This window comes from Halopiger xanaduensis SH-6 (assembly GCF_000217715.1).
GTDB lineage: Archaea > Halobacteriota > Halobacteria > Halobacteriales > Natrialbaceae > Halopiger > Halopiger xanaduensis.
This window is the reverse complement of record NC_015658.1, coordinates 150,820-171,333: the sequence shown is the minus strand read 5'-3', so window position 1 is coordinate 171,333 and position 20,514 is coordinate 150,820. Positions and strand designations below refer to the sequence as shown.

The window sequence follows — 20,514 nt, the reverse complement described above, 5'->3', positions numbered from 1 at the left end:
GTCAGTAAATCTGTAAGAATGGAACCGGGCATCGAACCGCCGGTCACCCGTGGGCGTCTCGAGTGACGCAGCGCGTGCCGGCCGTTATCCGTCGCCGCTCGGCGTCCATCCAGTGAGGTTCGTAGTGGTGAGTGACCGGGTTACTCGTCGGCGGAGACGGGTTCGACGTTAGGTTTCGGCGGCTCGTCCATTCCGTTCCCGAGGAAGAAGCTCGGCCACGGCGGCTGGTTGTAGCCGACGTTTTGCCACGCGAGCGCAGTCCGATACTGCGTGTCGTGCAACAGCGTGTGCAGTCGGTGGTCGGTCTCGTGAGGCGTGGCGTACAGCCGCAGCGCCTCGCTGTCTTCGGTCCGCCAGATCACTTCCTCGCGCCAGTCGCCGAGGATGTCGCCCGAGAGACACGGCGTCCCCTTCGAGCCGTTGTTCGACCGCGTGCCGTCGAAGGACCGCAGGAGGTCCAGTTCCTCGGTTTCGGGGTTCCACTTCTTGATCCAGCCGTGGCCGTACCCTCCCTCGTCGTAGCCGAGGAAGTCGTGGTCAAGCAGTTCGCGGTGCAGGTCGCCGGTCCACCAGATACCGAAGTTCATCGAGTCGACGGCATCCTCGCTGATCCGCTCGCCCTGAGCGGACCACAGGCCGATATCGTCGTCGGACAGGGGGATCCCCGCCCACGCCTCGGCTCCGTCGTAGTTCGGATCGATGTCCGCGATCATCCCTCGGCCGATGTCGCCCTCGCCTTCGACGCCCCACAGTAGCTCGCCCGTTTCGGCGTCGCGGAACGTCGCGCCGTACGGTCCCCACTCGTGGGGCTGGAAGACCTCGAGCCCGTCCCGACTCGGATCGAAGTCGCCCACGTGAAGGGCGTCGCCGTGGTTCCAACCCGTCGAGTAGAGCCCGGTGCCGTCGTGGTCGATGACGCACGCGCCGTAGACGACCTCGTCCTTACCGTCGCCGTCGACGTCGGCGGTGGCGAGCTGGTGGTTGCCCTGGGCCTCGTACTCCTCGTTGCCGTCGTCGCTGTCGAAGATCCAGCGGATCTCGAGGTCGCCGTCGCGGAAGTCCCACGCGGCCAGCATCGACTTCTCGTAGTAGCCCCGGGTCATGAGGATGCTCGGGCGCTCGCCGTCGAAGTACCCGACGCCGGCGAGGAACCGATCGGCGCGGTTGCCGTAGCAGTCGCCCCACTCGCAGATGTCGCCGCGCGCTGGTTCGAAGTCTGCCGTCGCGAGCGCTTCGCCCGTTTCGCCGTCGAAGACCGTGAGGTACTCCGGCCCTTCGAGGATGCGTCCCACGTCGTTCGCGTAGTCGGCGTCCGGATCGCCGATCACTTCGCCGGTCGCGTCCGTCGCACCGTCGGACGTCCTGACGGCGAGTTCGGCCTTCCCGTCGCCGTCGAAGTCGTAGACGACGAAGGGCGTGTAGTGGGCGCCCGCGCGGATGTTCTGCCCGAGGTTGATCCGCCAGAGGTGCTCGCCCTCGAGGGTGTAGCCGTCGAGCAGGACGTCGCTCGTGTGGCCCTCGTGGGCGTTGTCCTTGGCGTTCGACGGCGTCCACTTCTGGACGATGTCGAGCGTGCCGTCGCCCGTGAGGTCGGCGACGCTCGCGTCGTTGGCGTGGTACGTGACCGTCTCGCCGTCCTCGCCCTCGACGGGATCGGGCTTGTTCAGCGGGATCTCCTTGTACTGGTTGTCCCAAACTTCGACGGATTCCGACATCCCGGGTTTACGGTCGCCGTCCTTCCTGCCGCTGGCTCGACCGTTTCCGACCGCTCGAACCGCGTACGTCGAGTCCGTCGTTCCATCCGGATCGAAGTAGTTCGTACTCTCGGTGATCGGTTTGTTGTTCAGCCGCTCGCCGTCGCGATACACGTGGAATCCCAGATCGCGGGGTTCGGTTCCGAGGAGTCGCCAGCGGACGAGTACCCCGTCGTCTGCCGGAACGGCCACGAGGCCGCGATCGAGGGACTCCACCTGCCGTTTCGATCCGTGCTTTCGCTCGCCGTTTCCGCGGCCGTTACCCCGATCGCTTCGTCCCGGAGACGCTGCCGCCATACCGGTAGCAAACGCCGCCGAGCCGGCCGCCATCCCGCTCAGAATCTCGCGTCGATACCGTCGGCTGTTCGTACCGCTTGTGTTCGAATCCGTCATCGTCTCTCACACCGCACTTTCTCCGACCACGTTATGTTATATAAAAATTGTGTAGGTAGAGTAATATTAGCGTCGATTACGACAAAACCGATACTAGTCTCGATTTGTTCAACGGCCGTCACAGCGGCGATTTCGCTACTATAGACTTCCCGCTCTGCGACTCCAGACGGAACCACAGTCCGAACCCGCGAGTCCGGAATCGCGTCGCGGCCTCGAGTCCGTGTAGACGCGACCCGTCGAGACGGGCGATCGCGACTCGCCGCTCCGAAACAGATAACACGGTTCACGATAACATGGGTATATGGCCGCCGATACTAGCGACGACGCGCAAGCGAGTCGTCTCGACCGGACCGGATCAACCGAGACGTCGATCCTCGGTCCACTCCAAAATTCATACGCGCTACAGACTGCCGCTGTTGGACTGATCGTTACCGTCATCGCATTTATCGTCAACACCGGCATCTGGGCCGCAATATTGGGCATCTGGGGCATTGCGCTCGTTCTCGTCGGCGTGGCGATCCACGTTGCGGTGACGGTCTCACAGCGCGGGACTCGCGGCTGATTCTGACTGGAGAATTCGATTATCGCCGCCACTGTTACTCGCCGTCGCTTTTCACCGGGTTCATCCGAAACAAATAGAAGCCGAAAACCCGTCGACGTCGCTCAGTCGGCGTCGCCCGTCCCTTCCGCGGCCGGTGGCTCCTCCGCGATCGGCTCGCTGTTCCAGTACTCGTGGTTCTCGAGCGCGCGGAAGCAGGCGGTGTGTTGGACGCCGTCCTCGTCGGTACAATCGATCAGCTCCGGTTTCTCCGTCCGACAGACCTCTCGCGCCTTCGGACAGCGCGTGTGGTAGCGACAGCCCGAGGGCATGTTCGTCTGGTCGGGGACGTCGATCGTTCGCATCGGGTTCTCGTCGGTGTCCTCGGCGCCGGCGCGATCGAGTTCCGGCGTCGCCCACCGTAGCGCCTGCGTGTAGGGGTGCTGCGGGTTGTGAATGATCTGTTCGGGCGAGCCGATCTCGACGAGTTCGCCGAGGTACATGACGCCGATCCGGCCGCCGGTCTTCTCGGCGAAGTAGCGAGCGTTCGAGAGGTCGTGGGAAATCGCCAGGAACGACGTATCGAACATGTCCTGCAGTTCGATCATCAGATCCATCATGCTGACCCGCAACGAGACGTCGAGCGCCGACACTGCTTCGTCGGCGAGGATGAGATCCGGATTGATCAGCATCGCGCGGATGAGCGCGACCCGCTGTTTCTCGCCACCGGAGAGCTGGTGTGGGTACCGATCGATGTAGTCCTCCGGCGGACTGATCCCGACGTACTCGAGCATCCCCAGGATCCGCTCTCGGCGGTCGTTTCCGTCGAGATCCGAGTGCCACCGCTTGAGTGGCGTCTCGAGGATCGTCCGCACGCGGTGGTGGGAGTTGAGCGAACTGCCGGGGTCCTGGTGGACGATCTGAAGCGCCCGTCGAATCTCTTTGTCGGCAAGGGTGCTACTGTTGCCGCTGCCTTCCCAGATGTCCTGTCCCTTGTACTCGATCGTTCCATCGGTCGGCTGCTGCAGTCCGACGGCGGTCTTTCCGAGCGTGGTCTTGCCACAGCCCGATTCGCCGACGAGGACGACCACGTCGTTCTCGTAGATATCGAGCGAGACGCCGTCGACGGCCGTAACCACGTCCGAGTCGCCGAAGTCGAGCAACCCGTCGTTCTCGGAGCCGAACTCTACCTCGACGTCGTTCAACGACACGACCGGCTCTTCGGCTGCCGTCCGATCGGCGGCCGTCCGCCTGACCAGGTCGCTCGAGTCGGACTTGGCGAACGCTTTATCGATGTTTTCGATCGAGTCCTCCCAGTGGTGACAGTAGACGTCGTGATCCTCGCCGGCGTCGTACGCGTCGGGGTCGTGGGCCCGACATTCGGCGTCCGCGAGCGGACACCGCGGGTGGTAGGAACAGCCCTCCGGGATGTTGACCGGATCCGGGCTCTCGCCCTCGATCGGCCGCATCTCCTCGAGCGGCGCCGAGAGGTTCGGCGTCGCGTTCAGTAACGCCCGCGTGTAGGGGTGGGCTGGATCCGCGAGGATCTCTTCGGCCGGACCGATCTCCGCGAACTCGAACGCGTACAGCACCGCGAGTCGATCCGCGAGGTCGGCGACCAGCGGCAGGTCGTGCGTGATGAACACGATCGTGAGGTCGTGTTTCTCCTTGATCTCCTCGAGCAGCGAGATGATCGACCGCTGCATCAGCAGGTCGAGCGCAGCGGTCGGCTCGTCCATCACGAGCATCTCCGGATCCAGGACCAGACTCAGCGCGATCAGTACGCGCTGTTTCATCCCGCCGGAGAGTTCGTGCGGGTAGGACTCGAGCATGCGCTCCGGTTCGAGATAGAGGTCCTCGAGGAGGTCCTTCGCGCGCTCGAGACCCCGCTCAACGTTGTAGTCGTGGGCGGTGAGCGTCTCGACGAAGTGAGTGCGTATCTTCAGGACCGGGTTAAAGGAACTCATCGCGCCCTGGAAGACCATCGAGACCTCCTCCCAGCGGAACTGCCGGAGCTCCTCCTTCGAGAGGTCGGTGACGGAAACCGGCTCGCCGTCGTCGGGGTAGTAGGTCACGTTGCCGGTCGTGACGCCCGGTTCGGGCACGGCGTCGAGCATCGCCGAGGCGAACATCGATTTTCCGGAGCCGGATTCGCCGATGACGCCGACGATTTCGTCGCGCTGGACGTCGAAATCGACGTCATTGAGGACGCGAGACTGTCCGCGGTTCATGCCGAACGCGACGGAGGTATCGCGGAGTTTCATGATGACGTCCCCGTTCGGTCGGTCGACTTCCGCTGCCGACTGCGAGACCGTCATCGCGACACCTCCAGCGCGGTTCGTCGGTCGCCGCGTTGATCGGCGTCGGCGTGCGCGTACGGTGGTCGAATCGGTCGAGTCGGTCGCATCGAAGTCGCGTTCGTCGTAGCCGAAATCATACGTTCATCATGTCCTTGGTGTCGGTTTCCGAGTCCGGTTCCAGCTGGTCGTCGTCGCCCAGGTCCTGATGACGCGCCCTGATCCGGGGGTTGAACACCTGGTCCAGCGACTGCGCGAGCAGGATGAGCCCGATCGCGATGCCCGTGATGGCGATCATCGGGACGAGCAGCCAGTGGACGGCACTGAGACGGTAGAGCGCCCCACTGTTGTACGCATTGTTCAGCATGACGCCCCAGTTGGCGTCGGAGAACGGCAGCACGCCGAGGAAGTACAGCGCAACCGCCGCGAAGATGACCCGACGGGCCGCGTTCATCATGTTCACTACGATGTACGGCATCAGGTGCGGAACGATCTCTCGCAGGAGGATCCACCGCATCGGCAGGTCCATCGCTCGCGCCGCCTCGATGAACGACTCGCTGCGAATCGTCAATACCTGGGATCGAATCGCACGTGCCAGCCCCGCCCACGCCGCGACGGCTAGCAGTACACCGAGCGTCACGGGATTGTTGATCCACTCTTCTAACAGCGTGGCCAGGACGATGACGAGTGGCAGTCCGGGAATATTGATGAATACGTCCGTGATCGTACTGAGGACGGTGTCGACTATCCCTCCCTTGTAGCCGGCGACGATACCGAAGAGGGAGCCGATGACGACGGTGAACACGGCACCCGACGCCATCATGATCAGGATCGACGGCGTCGAATGGACCGCCAGGGAGAGCACGTCCTTGCCCGACGAGGTGGTCCCGAGCGGGAACTCCCAGTTCTGGAACGGGGCCAGCAACTGCGGCCCGTGGGCCGGCTCGGTCGGTTCGACCAGGTAGACCCCGACGGTCGCGATAAGGATGTAGGTGCCGAGGATCGCGAAGGCGGCGAGCGCCCGCCAGTCGGTGCGCAGAATCGACCACGGCGTTCGGATGTACTCCTCGAGGAATCGGTCGATCCGGTCGCTGCGCGTCTCTGCGACGGACGCGGTGGTCTCGAACGGCGAGTCCGAGCCGACCGTTCCGCCGTCGCTTCGTACCGCCGTCGCGGATCCGTCAGCGGTGTCGCCGTCAGTCGCGTCGTCGGACTGAGCGGGGACGAACTCGTCGATCGACGTACCCGCTTGCGGTTCCGTCGTCTCGGAAGACGGATCCTCAGAACGCTTCACGGTTCCCACCTCCTGCACGCGGATCGATCTTTCCGTAGGTCAGGTCGGCGATCAACAGCGCGATGACGACCGCGACCGTAATGACGGTGAACGCGCCCATCATCAGCGGGTAGTCGCGCATTCGGACCGCCTGAATCATGTAGTACCCCATGCCTCTGTACGTGTAAATCTCCTCGAGGACGACGGCGCCGCCGAACATCGTCCCGATGGCGATCATCAGTCCAGTGTACATCGGCAAGATGGCGTTTCGGGCGACGTACCGGACGGCGATCGTCCGGTCTGCCAGCCCTCGAAGGCGGGCAACGCGCAGGTAGTCCTCGCCGAGGATACGAACGCTGTTTCCACGCATCGTCAGCGAGGCCGCACCCGATCCGACCAGCATCGAGATGACGGGTAGCGCCGCGTGGTGGATGATTCCCAGCATGAACGGCAGGTTGAATCCGGCTTCGACACCCGACGGCTGGCGTCCTCCCGTCGGGAACCAGCCGAGTTGGTAGGCGAAGACGATCAGCAGCAACAGCGCGAGCACGTAGAAGGGGATCGACGTGATGGTCGTCGCGTAGCCGGTAAGCACGGTGTCGAACGTGCTCCCCTCCCAGTACGCCATGATCGCTCCGAGAGAGATACCGACGACGAAACTGATGGCGATCGCCCAGCTCATGACGAACAGCGTCCAGGGGATCGCTTCGGCCATGAGGGCGTTGACCGACGCGTTCTGACTCATCGAGTGTCCCAGATCACCCTGGAGCATCGAGCCCATGTAGTCCATGTAGGCGATGTGAAGCGGGTCCTGGGGGTTGATGTTCATGTAGGTCTCTGCGAGTTCGTAGGCCTCTTGTGGATTTTCCAGTTGCGGGCCGATTTGCGCGACGAGTGCGTCCACCGGATTACCGGGCATCATCCGCGTGATGAAGAACGTCAGTGAAACCACTGCCCAGACGGTGAACAGGGCCTGGCCGAATCGCCGTATTTTCCAGTCCATTGTATGATAACGTCGTAATTCTGTGTAATTAATTTTCGTATTGGATGCCCAGATGGTGAATGCCGGGAGAATTACTCCTCGTACGGAATCAGTTCGGCGTCCGGAACTTTCGTCAGGTAGAACTCGGCGGTACGGTTGTCGAGCAGCGCCTCGGACGCGTCGACGTGCCAGTCCTTGGCGTTGATCGCCCCGTAGTCGCCGGCGATAACGCAGTTGTACATCGGCAGCACCTGATTGTACCACCAGGTCAGATTCTGGACGTACTGGTTGTCACCGGTGAGGTGCAGTTGCTCGATCTGGTCCATGACGTTGATCTCCATGGTGTCGCTGGCGTCGGGATTCCCGACCTCGGCAGGAATCTCCCAGTTCGTGTTTTCGTAATCGGCGTGGTTCAGCTGACTGAACCACGACCAGACGAAGTCGACCCACGTGAGCCCGCGGATGGAGAACACCGGGTGGTTGTCGAAGATGATATCGTGGTCACCGTTGAGTCGCGCTTCGCCGTAGGTCGCCTCGTCGACCGCTTCGAGGCTCACGCTGAACCCGAACTCTTCCATCTGACTTTGGACCGCGTCGAGTGCGTCGACCTGCACGCTGGTGGACGACTGGGCGTACAGCACGAGTTGGGCCTCGTCGCCGTTTTCGTCGTACCACTGGCCGCCGTCGCGCTGGTAGCCCGCGTCTTCCATCAGTGACGCGGCCTGATCTCGATCCAATGCGTAGTCGTCGTACCCCTCAACGTCGACGATTCCTTCGTCGACCGCAGTCTGATTGAGGAACGTCGACGGCAACTCGTAGAGGTCGTACACCTGGGGGACCGATGCCCAGAGTTTCTCTTTATCGAGCGCGTACGCAATCGCGTGTCGAACCCGCCTGTCGGAGGTAATCGGCTGGTTGCTCGGATTCTCGGTCGGCGAGTTGGGGAAGTCGTAATTCCCGAAGTTGAACAGGACCGACCAGGCGTGATCGTAGTCCCGATTGATCTCGTGGTGGGGCGGTAGCCGGTCCATGACGTCGGGCGAATCGGGCAGGTTCAGCGCGATCGCGTCGACCGACTCTTCCATGAACGCGAGCACCTGATCTTCGTGATGTTCGATTGCGTACTCGGTAAAGTAGATGTTCTCCGCGTTGGGATGGTCCTCGTAGATCTCCCCGACGAAGACGGAGTCGGTGACGTCCTTGATCTGGAACGGCCCGTTCCCGACAACCTCGTCGAGTTCCGGCGTCCACTCCTGGAAGTCCGAAACGATCTGTGACGCCTCGTCGCTCTCCGGATCGACGTCAACGAGGTCGTCGCGCCACTCCCCGAAGGAGGGATTCCCCGTGTCCTCTTTGACGCTGACCATAGCCGGAAGAGCGTTAGCGAGGACGGACTTCATGGTGAAGTCGTCGTGTAGGTGGTATCGGATGGCGTAATCGTCGACGGCCTCGTAGTCTTGAATGTACGTGTTCGCGTCCGAATCCGGAGACGTGATATCGGAAATCGCAAACTCGATGTCGCGTCTGGTCGTCAGGTCGTGAGCAGTCACCGGATCGCCGTTGTGCCACGTCCACTCGTCGCTGAGTTCGACGAGGACGGATCCGTCCTCTTCTTCCCAGTTGTTCGCGATCACACCCTGGAGTTCGTCGTGGCTCTCGTGGTAAATGATCAACGGATCGAATATCAGTCCCGGCGGGTCGAAGTTGTTCATCGAATTTGCCGGATCGAAGGGGTTCCACGACGCGTTGTCCATGTCGTAGGTGCCGCGGTGGAGAGCCTTGGTGAACCGTTTGTCGACGCGTTCGTCGACCGGTTCACCGCCGACATCAGCGCTCTGGTTTCCGCTACCGTTGCCGCCCGAACATCCAGCGAGTGCCGCAATCCCACCTGCAACACCACTCTTCAGCGCGTTCCGACGAGTAATTACGCTCCTCTGATCATTGCTATTCGTTGGCATCGGACAGGTATTCATGATAGAACCATATATATCTTTCTGATCAATTGGCCACGTAGACGACAGTTATCGAGTGCAGCGCTCGTCACGAGGCTCGCTGCGGAAAATTTATGGTCCGATGGCCCCCCAGTAGTCGATCGATGGACCGCACTCGACCGGTACTCAAGTTCGTGTTCGGAATCAACGTCCTCTTCTTGATTCTGCTGGGCTTTTCGTACCCGTATCTCGAACCCGGTACCGGCTCGTACGTCGCAGCGACGATGACTGCGGCGCTCTGTCTGTTCATGTTGGCGCTCGTCGCGATCCTGACGTACTTTCAAATCGACGTCTTCGATCAGTTCTAGCTCGATCACCGGCGGTGCGACCGCCCTCAGTCCAGTCGTCGATCGCGCGTCTCGAGCGGCCCGAGATACGATCGCCGAGCCTCGCCATCGGTGATGACGAGCACCCGGTCGACGACGACGGCCGGATCCGTCGCGTACAGCGACAGCGTGTGGCGCCCGGCCCGATCGAGCTCGTGGTCGGTCGTCGAGTGGACGCTCGAGCGGAGCACGTTCCGCTGCCACTGCGGATCGTGTTCGCCGCCGTTGGCGTCGAAATCGACGACCGTCGGCTCGGCGTCGTCAATCCCGATCGCGTACCGGTGGGGGGTTCCGTCAGTCGGCCCGTGGGTGGGTAGCAACTGGACCTCGACGCGGACGTCGCCGGCGTCGGCGACGAAGTCGTACTCGAGGCGAGCCGCCCGGCTGTGGACCGCATCGGCGTCAATGTGCGGACCGTCGACCGGGCGACTGACCATCGCGGTCCCGGTCGTTCGACTGAGCCCCTCGACCGGTTCCCAGCGTGTGTCTCCCTGTTCGACGGCCGTCGGGTGGTCGGCCTCGATAGCGACGCGACCGTTCGATTCAACGAAGATCGGCGCCCGTTCGTCGGCCGACCCCGACTCGCTCCCGTCAGCAGCCGCCGCCGATCGCGACGGCTGCTCCCGCGGTCGGATCGGTACCGCGACCTCGAGTTCCCGTCCGGCACCCTCGATCCGGAACCGCCCGGTCGTCGCCGAATCGGGCGCGGCGTCCCAATCGACGGTGACCCACAGCCGGTCGTCCTCGTCGAACATTCCAGCCGTTCGCTCGAGATCGATCCACTCGTCGTCGACCGTCGCCGACCACTCGATCGTGCCCGTGCCGCGGTTGTAGCAGTCGACGAACCGGGGTCGATCGACGCCCTGCACGAACGTCGGCAACCGGCGATCCCGCAGTCCGGTACCGGCGACGCCCGCCGATCCCTCGACGGTGACGTCCAGCGTCGGCCCCTGATCGTCAGTCACGTGCCCGGTCGCGGGCGGATCGAACACCGGCAGATCCCGCGGACTCGCGGACATCATCCCGCGCCACTTCCCGTCCGACGAGGCGTTGTACCGTTCCGTCGCCGCCTCGATCCGCTCGAAGGCTGCCCGCGATCGGTCCGCGTACGTCTCCGCACCCGTGCGCCCCTGTCCCGCGTAGAGGCGACTCCGCATCGCCTCGAGCGCGCGCTCGTTCATCGCCCGCGCACAGCGGATCGGGTACTCGACGAGGTGGAAAAACGCCGTCCGCGATTCCGCAGGGAGGTCCTCGCGGATCGCCGCGGCCGTCTCGTCGATCCGTTCGTACGCCTCGAGCCGTCGCCGCGCCTCGTCGCCGTGGTCGATCGCGCTGAACGTCGGTTCGTTCTTCTCGGTGTCGGGGTACACCGAGTTCCAGCCGACGTGTTCCGGTTTGCGAGCGAGCGCGAGCCGATAGTACTCCGCGAGCACGTCGGCGATGTCGGCTGCGCGGGACGGGCCGAACTTTCGGGCGGCCCATTCGGTAAGCCAGTCGGTCGTCGATCGCGCCGCGACGCCCTCGACGTCCCAGGCTAACTCGAAGAAGTACTCCGTCTCCGTCTCCGCGGGCTTGATGTCCCCGACGTTCGCGATCCAGAGCCGATCGACGTCGCGGCGGTACGCCCGCTGGAGTTCCTCGCGGATCAGCGCCGGCGGAACCGAACAGAGCCACTGGTGGTCGTGCGGCCGTCCCCAGTACGAAAGGTGATAGTAGACGCCGTGACCGCCGGATCGCGATCGTTCCTCGTCGGTCGGCAAGCGCCGGAGGTAGCCGAAGTTATCGTCGGGCCAGACGATACAAACGTCGTCGGGCACCTCGAGGCCGTTTCGGTAGAGGTCGAGGACCTCCTTGTACGGGCAGAATATCTGCGGGACGGACTCGGCCGGCGCGTCGTGGTGTTCCTCGAGGATGTCGCGCTGATCGTCGAGCACTCGCTGAAGGAGGGCGACGCGCTCGTCGCGGGTGTCGCCGCCGGGCATGCCGGAGTCGTGGATGCCGCGCATCCCGACGGTAAACACGTTCTCGTGGCCCGCGACCTCGGCGACGCGGTCGTCCCAGTACTCGCGGATCCGCTCGGCGTTGGTCTCGTAGTTCCACTCGCCGTCCGTCGACGCGTCCCACTCGTCGACATTGTTTCGGTGCATCGGCTCGCAGTGGGAAGTGCCGACGACGATGCTGTACCGTTCGGCGGCCTCGCGATTGCCCTCATATCGGTAGAACGCTCGCGTCCCCTCGTGCATCGCCGGCCAGATCGTATTCCCCTTGAGCCGGAGGAGGAGTTCGAACACCCGCTCGTACGTCTTCGGCCCGATTCCGTCCGGCGTCGGCGGGTCGTGCGTCCGCTGGGCCCACTCGCGAAAGCCGAAATCCTCGTCGTTGATGAACAGCCCGCGGTACCGAACCGACGGCGGTCCGTCCCGCTCGAGGCCCGCCGTAACGCGGACGGCGTCGCGCTCGGGCGTCGGGACGTCCGCCCACCAGTACCACGGCGAGACGCCGAGCCGGCGGGCGAATTCGTAGACGCCGTAGGCGGTCCCGCGGGGATCGCTCCCCGCGATCACCAGCGCGTCGTCCGCGCCGAACGGCGCATCGTCGCCTGAACCCGCCCAGAGGAAGTAACTCTCGCGGGCCTCGAGTCCGTGGTCGCACTCGTCGTCGGTCGCGAGTTGGTCGACCGTTCGGTCGAACGCGTCGTCGACGCCGTAGGTCCCGACGACGATCGCTCGTCCGCTGATATCGTCGAGACCGGAATCGCAGGTCGGCAACTGGCCGGTAACGCGGTCGATGTCAGCCTGCAGATCGTCGACAGCGATTTCGACGACCGGCGCGTCGGCCACGTACCGAATCTGTGCCGTCGAACCACCGACTAGCGGAACGACAGGAGCTGTCCCCGCACGTGTCTCACCGACTCCAGTGCCGTCAGTCTCGAGGACGGCAATCTCGTGGTCGTCCGTTCTCGTCATCTGCGCCATTCATTGCGGCTTGTTTATTTGTAGGTTCGGGTGGGTTCGGCGGTCGGCCCGGCGACGAACCGTCCGGTTGAATCGGTCTCCCAGTGCCGAGACGGATCGTAGTTCTATCTGATACCGTCCGGCGTGACCGGACCACCGATAGTGGCTATTCTGCGATTAGTATTTACGTAGGTACAGCTGTAAACGAACCATAATGATCGTACATCCATTATCGAGAGAGGCCACATAACTGGCCGTTCGCCCAAATAGCGGCCGTTTCCAGATTGTCCGACCATACCGGACGAAATATCGAGAGCATCCCGAGAGACAGTCAGTAACGCCCGGCACGTCCGTTCAACGTGGATCCACGAATCCGCTCTCACCGTATCCGATGCAACGAACAGTACAGTCGAAATCCGCCGTTCGACGACAGCGTCGGTCCGATCGGAACGGATATTCTCGTTCGGCTGAATTGGTGGTGCAACCGGAGACCGTCGATGGACGGCTGCGTCATCGCCCTCGAGCGTGCCCCTTCGGTCTCGATAGTATCGTCCGACTCGTTCATACAGACGGCTCGAGTCGTCTCGGGTCGTCGATTTCTCGGCAACGGGGCCTCCCCGGGGCGGTGGTGTGATCGGGGCAGTCTGTTCCCGATTCCGGAACGACCGACGGTGGACGAAACGGACCGAGAAACGGCCGTGTATCGTGGGCCAATTACAGGTAGAACGGGCCGAAGCGGTTCGCGCGATGTCGCTCTCGGCGGTCACTGAACGGTATCGATGACGCCGCGCAGATAACCGACGGTGTAGCCGCGAGCGCGGTGTCTCCAGTCGGTGTCGTCGGTCATCGCCGGGACGTGATCCGGAATCACGACGCCGTCGTAGCCGATTTCGTCCAGCGTCTCGACGACGTCGGTCGTGTCGAAGTTCCCCTCGTCGACGAACGTCTCGTGGAATTCGGGAACGGCTCCGACGACATCGCGGAAGTGGATGAAGCCGATCTGGTCGCGCTCGCCGAACGTCCGGAGCACGTCGGTGACGTCCTCGCCCATCTGCGAGAAACAGCCTAGGCAGAGTTTGAGGCTGTGGTTATCGCTCGGAACGAGGTCCATCGCCTTCTCGAAGTTCTCGACGCTGCGGCAGAGCCGCGGAATGCCGCACATGGATTCGATGACCGGCGGATCGACGGGGTGTAGCGCCATCTCGACGCCGGCCTCCTCGGCGACCGGCAACACGGTCTCGAGAAAGGCCTCGTAGTTGTCCCAGAACTCGGCTTCCGTGTACTCGCGGTCGAGGCCGGGCGCGAGCGCGTCGGGATCGTCGATTTCGTCGTAATCGAACGCGGTTCCCCGTGCACCGCCGCGGAGTTCGGCCGTCCCGGTTCGCATCGGCACCACGCCCCGCGGGTTCCACTGATAGCCGAGGATGGGGATGTCGGCCTCCCCGAGGTTTCGAACGAGCGTGGTGATCTGCTCGAGGGCGTCTTCCTTCCCCTCCCGGTCGAACATGATATCGCCGTACAGCGAGTACGGCAGCGACTGAATGCCGATCAAGGTCAACCCGGCGGCCTCGACGCGGTCTTTCGCCGCCTCGAGGTCCGCGACGGAAGGGATCGCGTCGCGCCCGACCGCGAGCGTCGCCCCTGCATCGCGGTCGTTGAACTCGTCGGGTTCCTCGTCGACGTCCGCGTGGTCGACGAAGATATCCGTCGCGCCGAGTTGGCGAACGTACTGGAGTCGCGGTTCTGCGAGGGATCGCGTGCGGACGCCGACGCGGATCGTCGTATCAGGTGCCATGTGGAAAGACGTATCACCGACTCGAGGCCGGTCGCCTTCGTTCTTGCGGTGTTCCCGATACCCGAACGGCCGATCGGTGCGTCGACCGTTCGGTAGTAATCCCGTCGTAATCGGACCGATGGAAAACGTCGGTTACTCGGCGTAGGCTCGCGGTACGTCGATAGTTGCTTCCGGGGTGCCGGCTCGTCGTTCGATCGGTGCCGTTGTTAGCCTCGCTACCGAGCGATGGTGACGCGGATCGCATCCGCAGCGACGGAGCACCTGTCGCGAGCGTCGTCGGACCGTTCGCGTCATCGCCTGCCGTTCAAGGACTGATTACACCCGCCGGTCTCGATACGTCTTCGACTGTCGCCGCGGGAAGACTCCGGTGGACGAGACGACGGACGGCGATGCAAACGACATCTATAACCTTAAGTGATAATCCGTCACATGACTTCGTATGGCTAGAGAACGTCCGCTAGAGGAACTGCTCCCGACCGTCGCCGAGTACACGATCGACCTCGATTTCGAGGATTTCATCCAGGGCGAGCGGCCGATGGTACTTCGGGGTCTGCTGGCGACGGACGACGACGAACACACCGAAATCGCCGAGCGGTACATCGACTGGGCCGTCCGCTCGCAGTCGAGCGACGGCCTGATGGCCTACGGCTCGATCGACGTCGTCCCGGAGTGGGACGAGCACCGCATCTTCCGACCGATCCCGGACGCCGGCGCGGTCGCCGTGCTCGCGCTGGAGGCCTACGAGAACGGCGGGCCCGAGTCCTACCTCGAGGCGTGCCGACGACAGTTCGAGTACCTCCACGAGGACGCCCCCCGCAGCGAAGACGGCGGGATCACCCACCACATGGACGATATCGAGCTGTGGATCGACGCCATATACATGATGTGTCCGTTCATGGCTCGCTACGGCCAGATCGCGGACAGGCCCGAAGCAATCGACGAAGCCGTCGACCAGATTCTGGTCCACGATAAACACCTCCGCGACCCGCACACCGACCTCTACCGACACATCTGGCGCGAACAGCCCAACAGCTACCCCGACGGCTCGCTCTGGCTGCGCGGCAACGGCTGGCTTGCGACGGGCGTCCTCGACACGCTGGACTACGTGCCCGAGGACCACCCCGAGCGCGACCGCCTCGAGGAGCTCGTCACCGACCACCTCCTGAGCATGGCCGAGTACCAGGACGCGAGCGGCTTCTGGCACCACCTCATCGACGACGACACGATGTACTTAGAGACCTCGGGGACCCTCCAGTACGCCTACGCCTTCACCGAGGCCGTCGACCGCGGCCTCCTCGACGAGGAGTACCGCGAGGTCGCCGAGGACGCGATCGGCGCGGCCAAGACGGTCGTGACTCCGGACGGCGCGGTCCAGCGCAACGCGGCGATGCCCGGCGGTCCGGAGGCCCCGCAGGCGATCAACCTCTACGGCCAGGGCTGGTTCCTGATCGCCGGTAAGCGGGTTCTCGAGGCGGACCTCGACGTCTGAGGCGCGGACGAAAACACCTTCTCCGTAGCTGCTCGATAGGTTCGCCGAATCGAGCAGTTACGAAATCGCCGGCAGGAAATGGGTGATCCCCACTGTTGTTAAAGATACATTATTGAGAAGGTGAAATTGGAGATATGAAGACAACAGCAGAAGATGCGATCGTTCACCGACTCAATCTCATTATCGTCCTTCTGCTGGTCGTCATCGCGATCTTGGTGTGGCCGATCGTCCCGAGACTGCTCTTCTTCGCCACCGTCGCCTCGTTCGTCTGCGTCGCAGCGGCACTGTTCTGGGGGATCACTCGAGCGTATCGGTGAACTTCTCGGCACGCTCGTCCGTAGCTGTGATGTGCACCGACGTAGCAATCCCGAGCCAGGTTCCGCCTCACTACTGCTGAGAGTCGTCGTCCAACCGATCTCGGAGCGCCTCGTTCATCGCCTCGAGCGGCGCGTCCTCGCCGGTCCAGATCTCGAAGGCGTCGACGCCCTGGAACAGCAGCATCCAGGCGCCGTCGATCGTCTGCGCACCGGCGGCCGCCGCGTCCTGCAGGAACCGCGTCTCGAGCGGCTTGTACACTGCATCGAAGGCCACGAGGTCCCCATGCCAGGCGTCGGCCGGGGCGACCGACTCGTCCGACTCCAGCCCGACGCTGGTCGCGTTGGCGACGACGTCGGCGTCGGCCATCAGGCCGGGGAGTTCGTCGAGTCCGTGACCGGTCGCGTCCGGAACCTCGTCGGCGAGGTCGTGTGCCTTGGACTCCGTGCGGTTAGCAATCTGGACGTCCGCGCCCGCTTCCTCGAAGCCGAAGGCGAGCGCCCGGGCGGCCCCGCCGGCGCCGACGACGACCGCTCGAGCCCCCTCGAGGTCGACGTCGTGGTGCTCGAAGGCGCGAAGCGTCCCGGTCATGTCGGTGTTGAACCCCACGGGCCCGGACTCGGTGAAGTCGATCGTGTTGACCGCACCGACCCGCTCGATTTGCACGTCCGGGTCGGCGAACTCGAATGCGTCGTGTTTGAACGGCAGCGTGACGGTCAGGCCGTCGATTCCGAGCGCCTCGGCGCCGCGAAACGCCTCCTCGATCCGATCGGGATCGGCCTCGAAGGTGACGTACTTGGCGTCGATGCCGCGCTCGCGGAAGGCGGCTTCGTGCATTGGCGGCGACAGTGAGTGCTCGACGGGATTGCCGATGATACCGTAGACGTCCATACCCGTGGTCGCTACCGCGAGAAAGATAATTTTCACGATTTGTTGCACGAGTACCCGGATGGCCGTCGGTCCGGGAAGTGCGCCGAATCAAGATGGCGGCGGCGAATTCTTCAGTCGTCGCGGACGAACGTAACCGGACACGGCGAATTGAGGAGCGCATACTGCGACGTACTCCCGAATATGGCCTTCCTCGTCGGCGACCGGTTCCCGCCGCAGATAACGACGCGATCGGCGGTAACCTCGGTCGCGATATCGACGATCGCTTCGCCGATATCATCGGAGATCCGACCGTGAACGGTAATCGGCATCCCGTAGTTTCGAGCCGGATCGCGTAATTCGGTCGCCACGTCCCGAACCGACTGCGACCGCTTTGCGAGTTCGTCCGGCTCCGGCGGCGATTCGGCGTCGTACTCGAGTCGAGTAATCGTCGTCTCGAACTCGTCGGCCGAAAAGGGACAGACGAGATGGACAGTTGCGTGAGCAGGACCGGCGACCTCCGCAACTACATCACTCACGTTATCAATTTGGTCGCTATCCATTTCAGAAACAGCTACGACTATTGATGATACTGATTGGCCACGGTCCTCACCCCGCTGGTAACGAGACCGATCTCGGTTTGTTGTATTTGAATCTACCATTGTGAATCGACTACTGTAGAAATGCGTTTTTCGTCGTCAGCGAGCTCGTTCTGTCGCTTCTGGCCGCCGAATAGATAATCCATTTAGTCGAATGCTTCGGGGCCAGTCGTCGTGAGGGGACTGCTTGCAAAGTCGAGCCGCGCCTACGGAGATTCAACACCCATATATCACTTATACAGAATAGACAGAAATGAGAGTATCGGACTCGTGCCGGCGGTTCCGATCAGCGGAACCGGCCGAGCAGTTCGTAGTCCCGGTCCGGATCGTACCGGCGGAACAGCATGCTGTTGGTCAGCACCGAGACGCTCGAGAACGCCATCGCGGCCGCGGCGAGTACCGGCTGCAGGAGGCCGAGCGACGCGAGCGGGATCATCGCCGTGTTGTAGCCCAGCGCCCACACGAGGTTCTGCTTGATCTTCTGCAGCGTGGCGTCCGAGATGCGGATCGCTTTCACCACGTCCAGCGGATCGTCGCGCATCAGCGTCACGTCGGCCGCTTCGATGGCGACGTCCGTCCCGGATCCGATCGCCGTTCCGACGTGGGCGACGGCCAGCGCGGGGGCGTCGTTGACGCCGTCCCCGACCATCATCGCCTGTCGGCCCTCGTCCTGGATGCGGTCGACCGCGTCGGACTTGTCCTCGGGCAGGACCTCGGCGCGCACGTTCTCGGGGTCGATACCGACGCGTTCGGCGACCGCGCGGGCGGTCCGCTCGTTGTCGCCCGTGATCATCATTACGTCGACGCCGCGCTCGCGGAGGGCCGCGACGGCGTCGTCCGCCGTTTCCTTCACCGTGTCAGCGTCGGCGACGACGCCGACGAGTTCGCCTTCGTAGGCGACGAGCATCGCCGTCTTGCCCTCCTTCTCGAGGCGCTCCATCGTTTCGGCGGCCGGTTCGGGATCGATCCCCTCGTCCCGCAGGAGTTTCCGGTTCCCGACCAGCACCTCGCCGCCGTCGACCGTCGCCCGGACGCCGTGGCCGGGGACGTTCTCGAAGGCGTCGGGATCGCTAACGTCGAGGCCGCGTTCCTCGGCCCCCTCGACGATCGCCCGGGCGAGCGGGTGTTCGCTCCCGCTCTCGGCCGACGCGGCGAGTCGGAGAACGTCGTCCTCCGAGCGCTGGGGCTGCGCGGCGAGTTGGCCGCCGTCCGGCGCCGCTTCGCCGCCGTCCGACAGCGGAGTCCCGTCCTCGCCGATGACGACCACGTCGGTGAGTTCCATCTCGCCCTCGGTGAGCGTCCCCGTCTTGTCGAAGACGACGGTGTCGACGTCCTTCGCGCGCTCGAGGACGTCGCCGCCCTTGAACAGCACGCCGTTCTGCGCGCCGAGGGTCGTCCCGACCATCGTCGCGGCGGGCGTCGCGAGCCCGAGCGCGCAGGGACAGGCGATCAGCACGGCCGACGCGAAGACGACGACCGCGAACTCGAAGACCGACACGCCACCGCCGGCCGGCGCGGGGCCGCCGGCGACCTGGCCCCACACCGGGAGCCAGTCGACGAATCCGGCCAGCGCCTCGGGGAACAGGAACCAGACGGTCCCCCAGAACAGGGCGTTCGCGATGACCGCCGGCACGAAGTACGCCGAGATGCGATCCGCGAGGTTCTGGATCTCCGGCTGGCGCGACTGGGCGTCCTTGACCGTCTGGACGATCTGCTGGAGCGCCGTGTCCGAACCGACTTTCGTCGCCTCCACGACGAGCACGCCGTTCTCGTTGATGGTCGAGCCGACTACTTCGTCGCCTTCCTCCTTTTCGACGGGGACGGACTCCCCGGTGACCATCGACTCGTCGACCGCCGACTGGCCGTCGACCACGACGCCGTCGGTGGGAATCTTCTCGCCCGGCCGGACCTTCATCCGGTCGCCGACCTCGACGTCCTCGAGCGGAACCTCCTCCTCGGACCCGTCCTCGCGGACGATCGTCGCCGTCTCGGCTTCCATCTCGAGGAGCTTCCGGAGGGCCTCGCCGGCCCGGCCTTTCGAGCGGGCCTCGAGGTAGTTCCCCAGCGTGATGAACACGAGGATGAACGCGGCCGTGTCGAAGTACACGTCGCCGGCGATGAGGTCGAGCAGAACGGCGACGCTGTAGACGAACGCCGTGGACGAGCCCAGCGCGATGAGCACATCCATGTTGGCCCGCTTGTTCTTCACGAGCGCCTTGTAGGAGTTCCTGTAGAACTGCCAGCCCAGTACGGCCTGGACGGGCGCCGCGAGTGCGAATTCGAGCCAGCCGAACTCGAGGCCGAAGACCTGTCCGGGGACGTAGCTCCCCGCCAACAGGAACCGATCGGCCAGGAAGAACAGGAACGGGGCCGACAGCACTGCCCCGAACAGCGTCAACCGGAGTTGTTTCCGAATTTCGTCCTGCCGGGCCGCGTCGCGCGCGTCCCGTCCTGACTCCTCGTCGCTGTCGTCCTCGCGGACCGGCGAGTAGCCGGCGTCCTCGATGGCGTCGTAGAGGTCGGCGAGCGAGGCATCGGCGGGATTGTAGGTGACCTGCGCCTCGTCGGTCGCGTAGTTGACCTCCGCGTCGACGACGCCGGGCGTGCTCTCGAGGGCGGCCTCGTTGGTCTCCGCGCAGTTCGCACACGACATGTCGGCGATGGCGATCGTCGCCGTCTCGGAGACGGCGCCGTAGCCGGCGTCGTCGATCGCGTCGTAGAGCGCCACGAGCGATACCTCGTCAGGGTCGTACGTAACCGAGCCCTCGTCGGTGGCGTAGTTGGCGTTCGCCTCCGAAACGCCGTCGAGGGACTCGAGGGTGTCCTGAATCGTCGCCGAGCAGTTGGCGCAGGACATGCCCGTGATATCGAGGTGGGTAGTTCGGGTGGCCATACTGTATCTTATATCGTAGTACGGACCCCAGCTTTAGGCGGTTTTCTC

14 protein-coding genes are annotated in these 20,514 nt (G+C 63.9%); 4 read left to right on the top strand and 10 right to left on the bottom strand.

The window, feature by feature from the left end; all coding sequences use genetic code 11:
* Positions 1–140: 140 nt before the first annotated feature.
* Complete coding sequence (locus tag HALXA_RS18455; protein ID WP_013875777.1) at positions 141–2,147, bottom strand: rhamnogalacturonan lyase; 2,007 nt, start codon at positions 2,145–2,147, stop codon at positions 141–143.
* Positions 2,148–2,448: 301 nt separating this feature from the next.
* Between HALXA_RS18455 and HALXA_RS18450 the strand changes: the two genes are divergently transcribed.
* Positions 2,449–2,709 carry a hypothetical protein gene (locus HALXA_RS18450; protein WP_013875776.1) on the top strand — a complete coding sequence of 87 codons (261 nt, stop codon included), beginning with the start codon at positions 2,449–2,451 and terminating at the stop codon, positions 2,707–2,709.
* Positions 2,710–2,810: 101 nt separating this feature from the next.
* Here HALXA_RS18450 and HALXA_RS18445 read toward each other — a convergent pair whose 3' ends face one another.
* From HALXA_RS18445 to HALXA_RS18430, 4 genes are all read right to left on the bottom strand, one after another.
* Positions 2,811–5,003, bottom strand: coding sequence for an ABC transporter ATP-binding protein (locus tag HALXA_RS18445; RefSeq protein ID WP_013875775.1), 2,193 nt, complete (start codon positions 5,001–5,003; stop codon positions 2,811–2,813).
* Positions 5,004–5,118: 115 nt separating this feature from the next.
* Positions 5,119–6,294 (bottom strand): ABC transporter permease, encoded by a 1,176-nt coding sequence (locus tag HALXA_RS18440; RefSeq protein ID WP_013875774.1) that lies wholly within the window; start codon positions 6,292–6,294, stop codon positions 5,119–5,121.
* Positions 6,263–7,258 (bottom strand): ABC transporter permease, encoded by a 996-nt coding sequence (locus HALXA_RS18435; protein WP_013875773.1) that lies wholly within the window; start codon positions 7,256–7,258, stop codon positions 6,263–6,265. The genes HALXA_RS18440 and HALXA_RS18435 overlap by 32 nt, the downstream gene beginning before the upstream one ends.
* A 71-nt stretch (positions 7,259–7,329) precedes the next feature.
* Positions 7,330–9,195 (bottom strand): ABC transporter substrate-binding protein, encoded by a 1,866-nt coding sequence (locus HALXA_RS18430; RefSeq protein ID WP_013875772.1) that lies wholly within the window; start codon positions 9,193–9,195, stop codon positions 7,330–7,332.
* Between the two features lie 137 nt (positions 9,196–9,332).
* Here HALXA_RS18430 and HALXA_RS18425 point away from each other — a divergent pair, with 137 nt between their 5' ends.
* Positions 9,333–9,536: a hypothetical protein gene (locus tag HALXA_RS18425; RefSeq protein ID WP_013875771.1), complete on the top strand. Its 204-nt coding sequence runs from the start codon at positions 9,333–9,335 to the stop codon at positions 9,534–9,536.
* Positions 9,537–9,562: 26 nt separating this feature from the next.
* Here the strand turns inward: HALXA_RS18425 and HALXA_RS18420 are convergent, their stop codons facing one another.
* Both HALXA_RS18420 and HALXA_RS18410 read right to left on the bottom strand, forming a co-directional pair.
* Positions 9,563–12,520, bottom strand: a complete 2,958-nt coding sequence (locus HALXA_RS18420; protein ID WP_148263704.1) for a glycosyl hydrolase 115 family protein — start codon at positions 12,518–12,520, stop codon at positions 9,563–9,565.
* 751 nt (positions 12,521–13,271) lie between these two features.
* Positions 13,272–14,303, bottom strand: coding sequence for a mannonate dehydratase (locus tag HALXA_RS18410; protein WP_013875768.1), 1,032 nt, complete (start codon positions 14,301–14,303; stop codon positions 13,272–13,274).
* A 439-nt stretch (positions 14,304–14,742) separates the two neighbouring features.
* Here HALXA_RS18410 and HALXA_RS18405 point away from each other — a divergent pair, with 439 nt between their 5' ends.
* Both HALXA_RS18405 and HALXA_RS18400 read left to right on the top strand, forming a co-directional pair.
* Complete coding sequence (locus tag HALXA_RS18405) at positions 14,743–15,792, top strand: glycoside hydrolase family 88/105 protein (RefSeq protein WP_013875767.1); 1,050 nt, start codon at positions 14,743–14,745, stop codon at positions 15,790–15,792.
* 134 nt (positions 15,793–15,926) lie between these two features.
* Complete coding sequence (locus HALXA_RS18400) at positions 15,927–16,109, top strand: hypothetical protein (protein ID WP_013875766.1); 183 nt, start codon at positions 15,927–15,929, stop codon at positions 16,107–16,109.
* Positions 16,110–16,179: 70 nt separating this feature from the next.
* Here the strand turns inward: HALXA_RS18400 and aroE are convergent, their stop codons facing one another.
* From aroE to HALXA_RS18385, 3 genes are all read right to left on the bottom strand, one after another.
* The gene (gene aroE, locus HALXA_RS18395; RefSeq protein ID WP_013875765.1) at positions 16,180–16,998 is read right to left on the bottom strand and encodes a shikimate dehydrogenase; all 819 of its coding nucleotides are present in this window, start codon (positions 16,996–16,998) and stop codon (positions 16,180–16,182) included.
* 110 nt (positions 16,999–17,108) lie between these two features.
* On the bottom strand, positions 17,109–17,636 hold the full coding sequence (locus tag HALXA_RS18390; RefSeq protein WP_013875764.1) for a universal stress protein: 528 nt from the start codon (positions 17,634–17,636) through the stop codon (positions 17,109–17,111).
* Between the two features lie 223 nt (positions 17,637–17,859).
* Positions 17,860–20,466, bottom strand: coding sequence for a heavy metal translocating P-type ATPase (locus tag HALXA_RS18385; RefSeq protein ID WP_013875763.1), 2,607 nt, complete (start codon positions 20,464–20,466; stop codon positions 17,860–17,862).
* Positions 20,467–20,514: the final 48 nt, after the last annotated feature.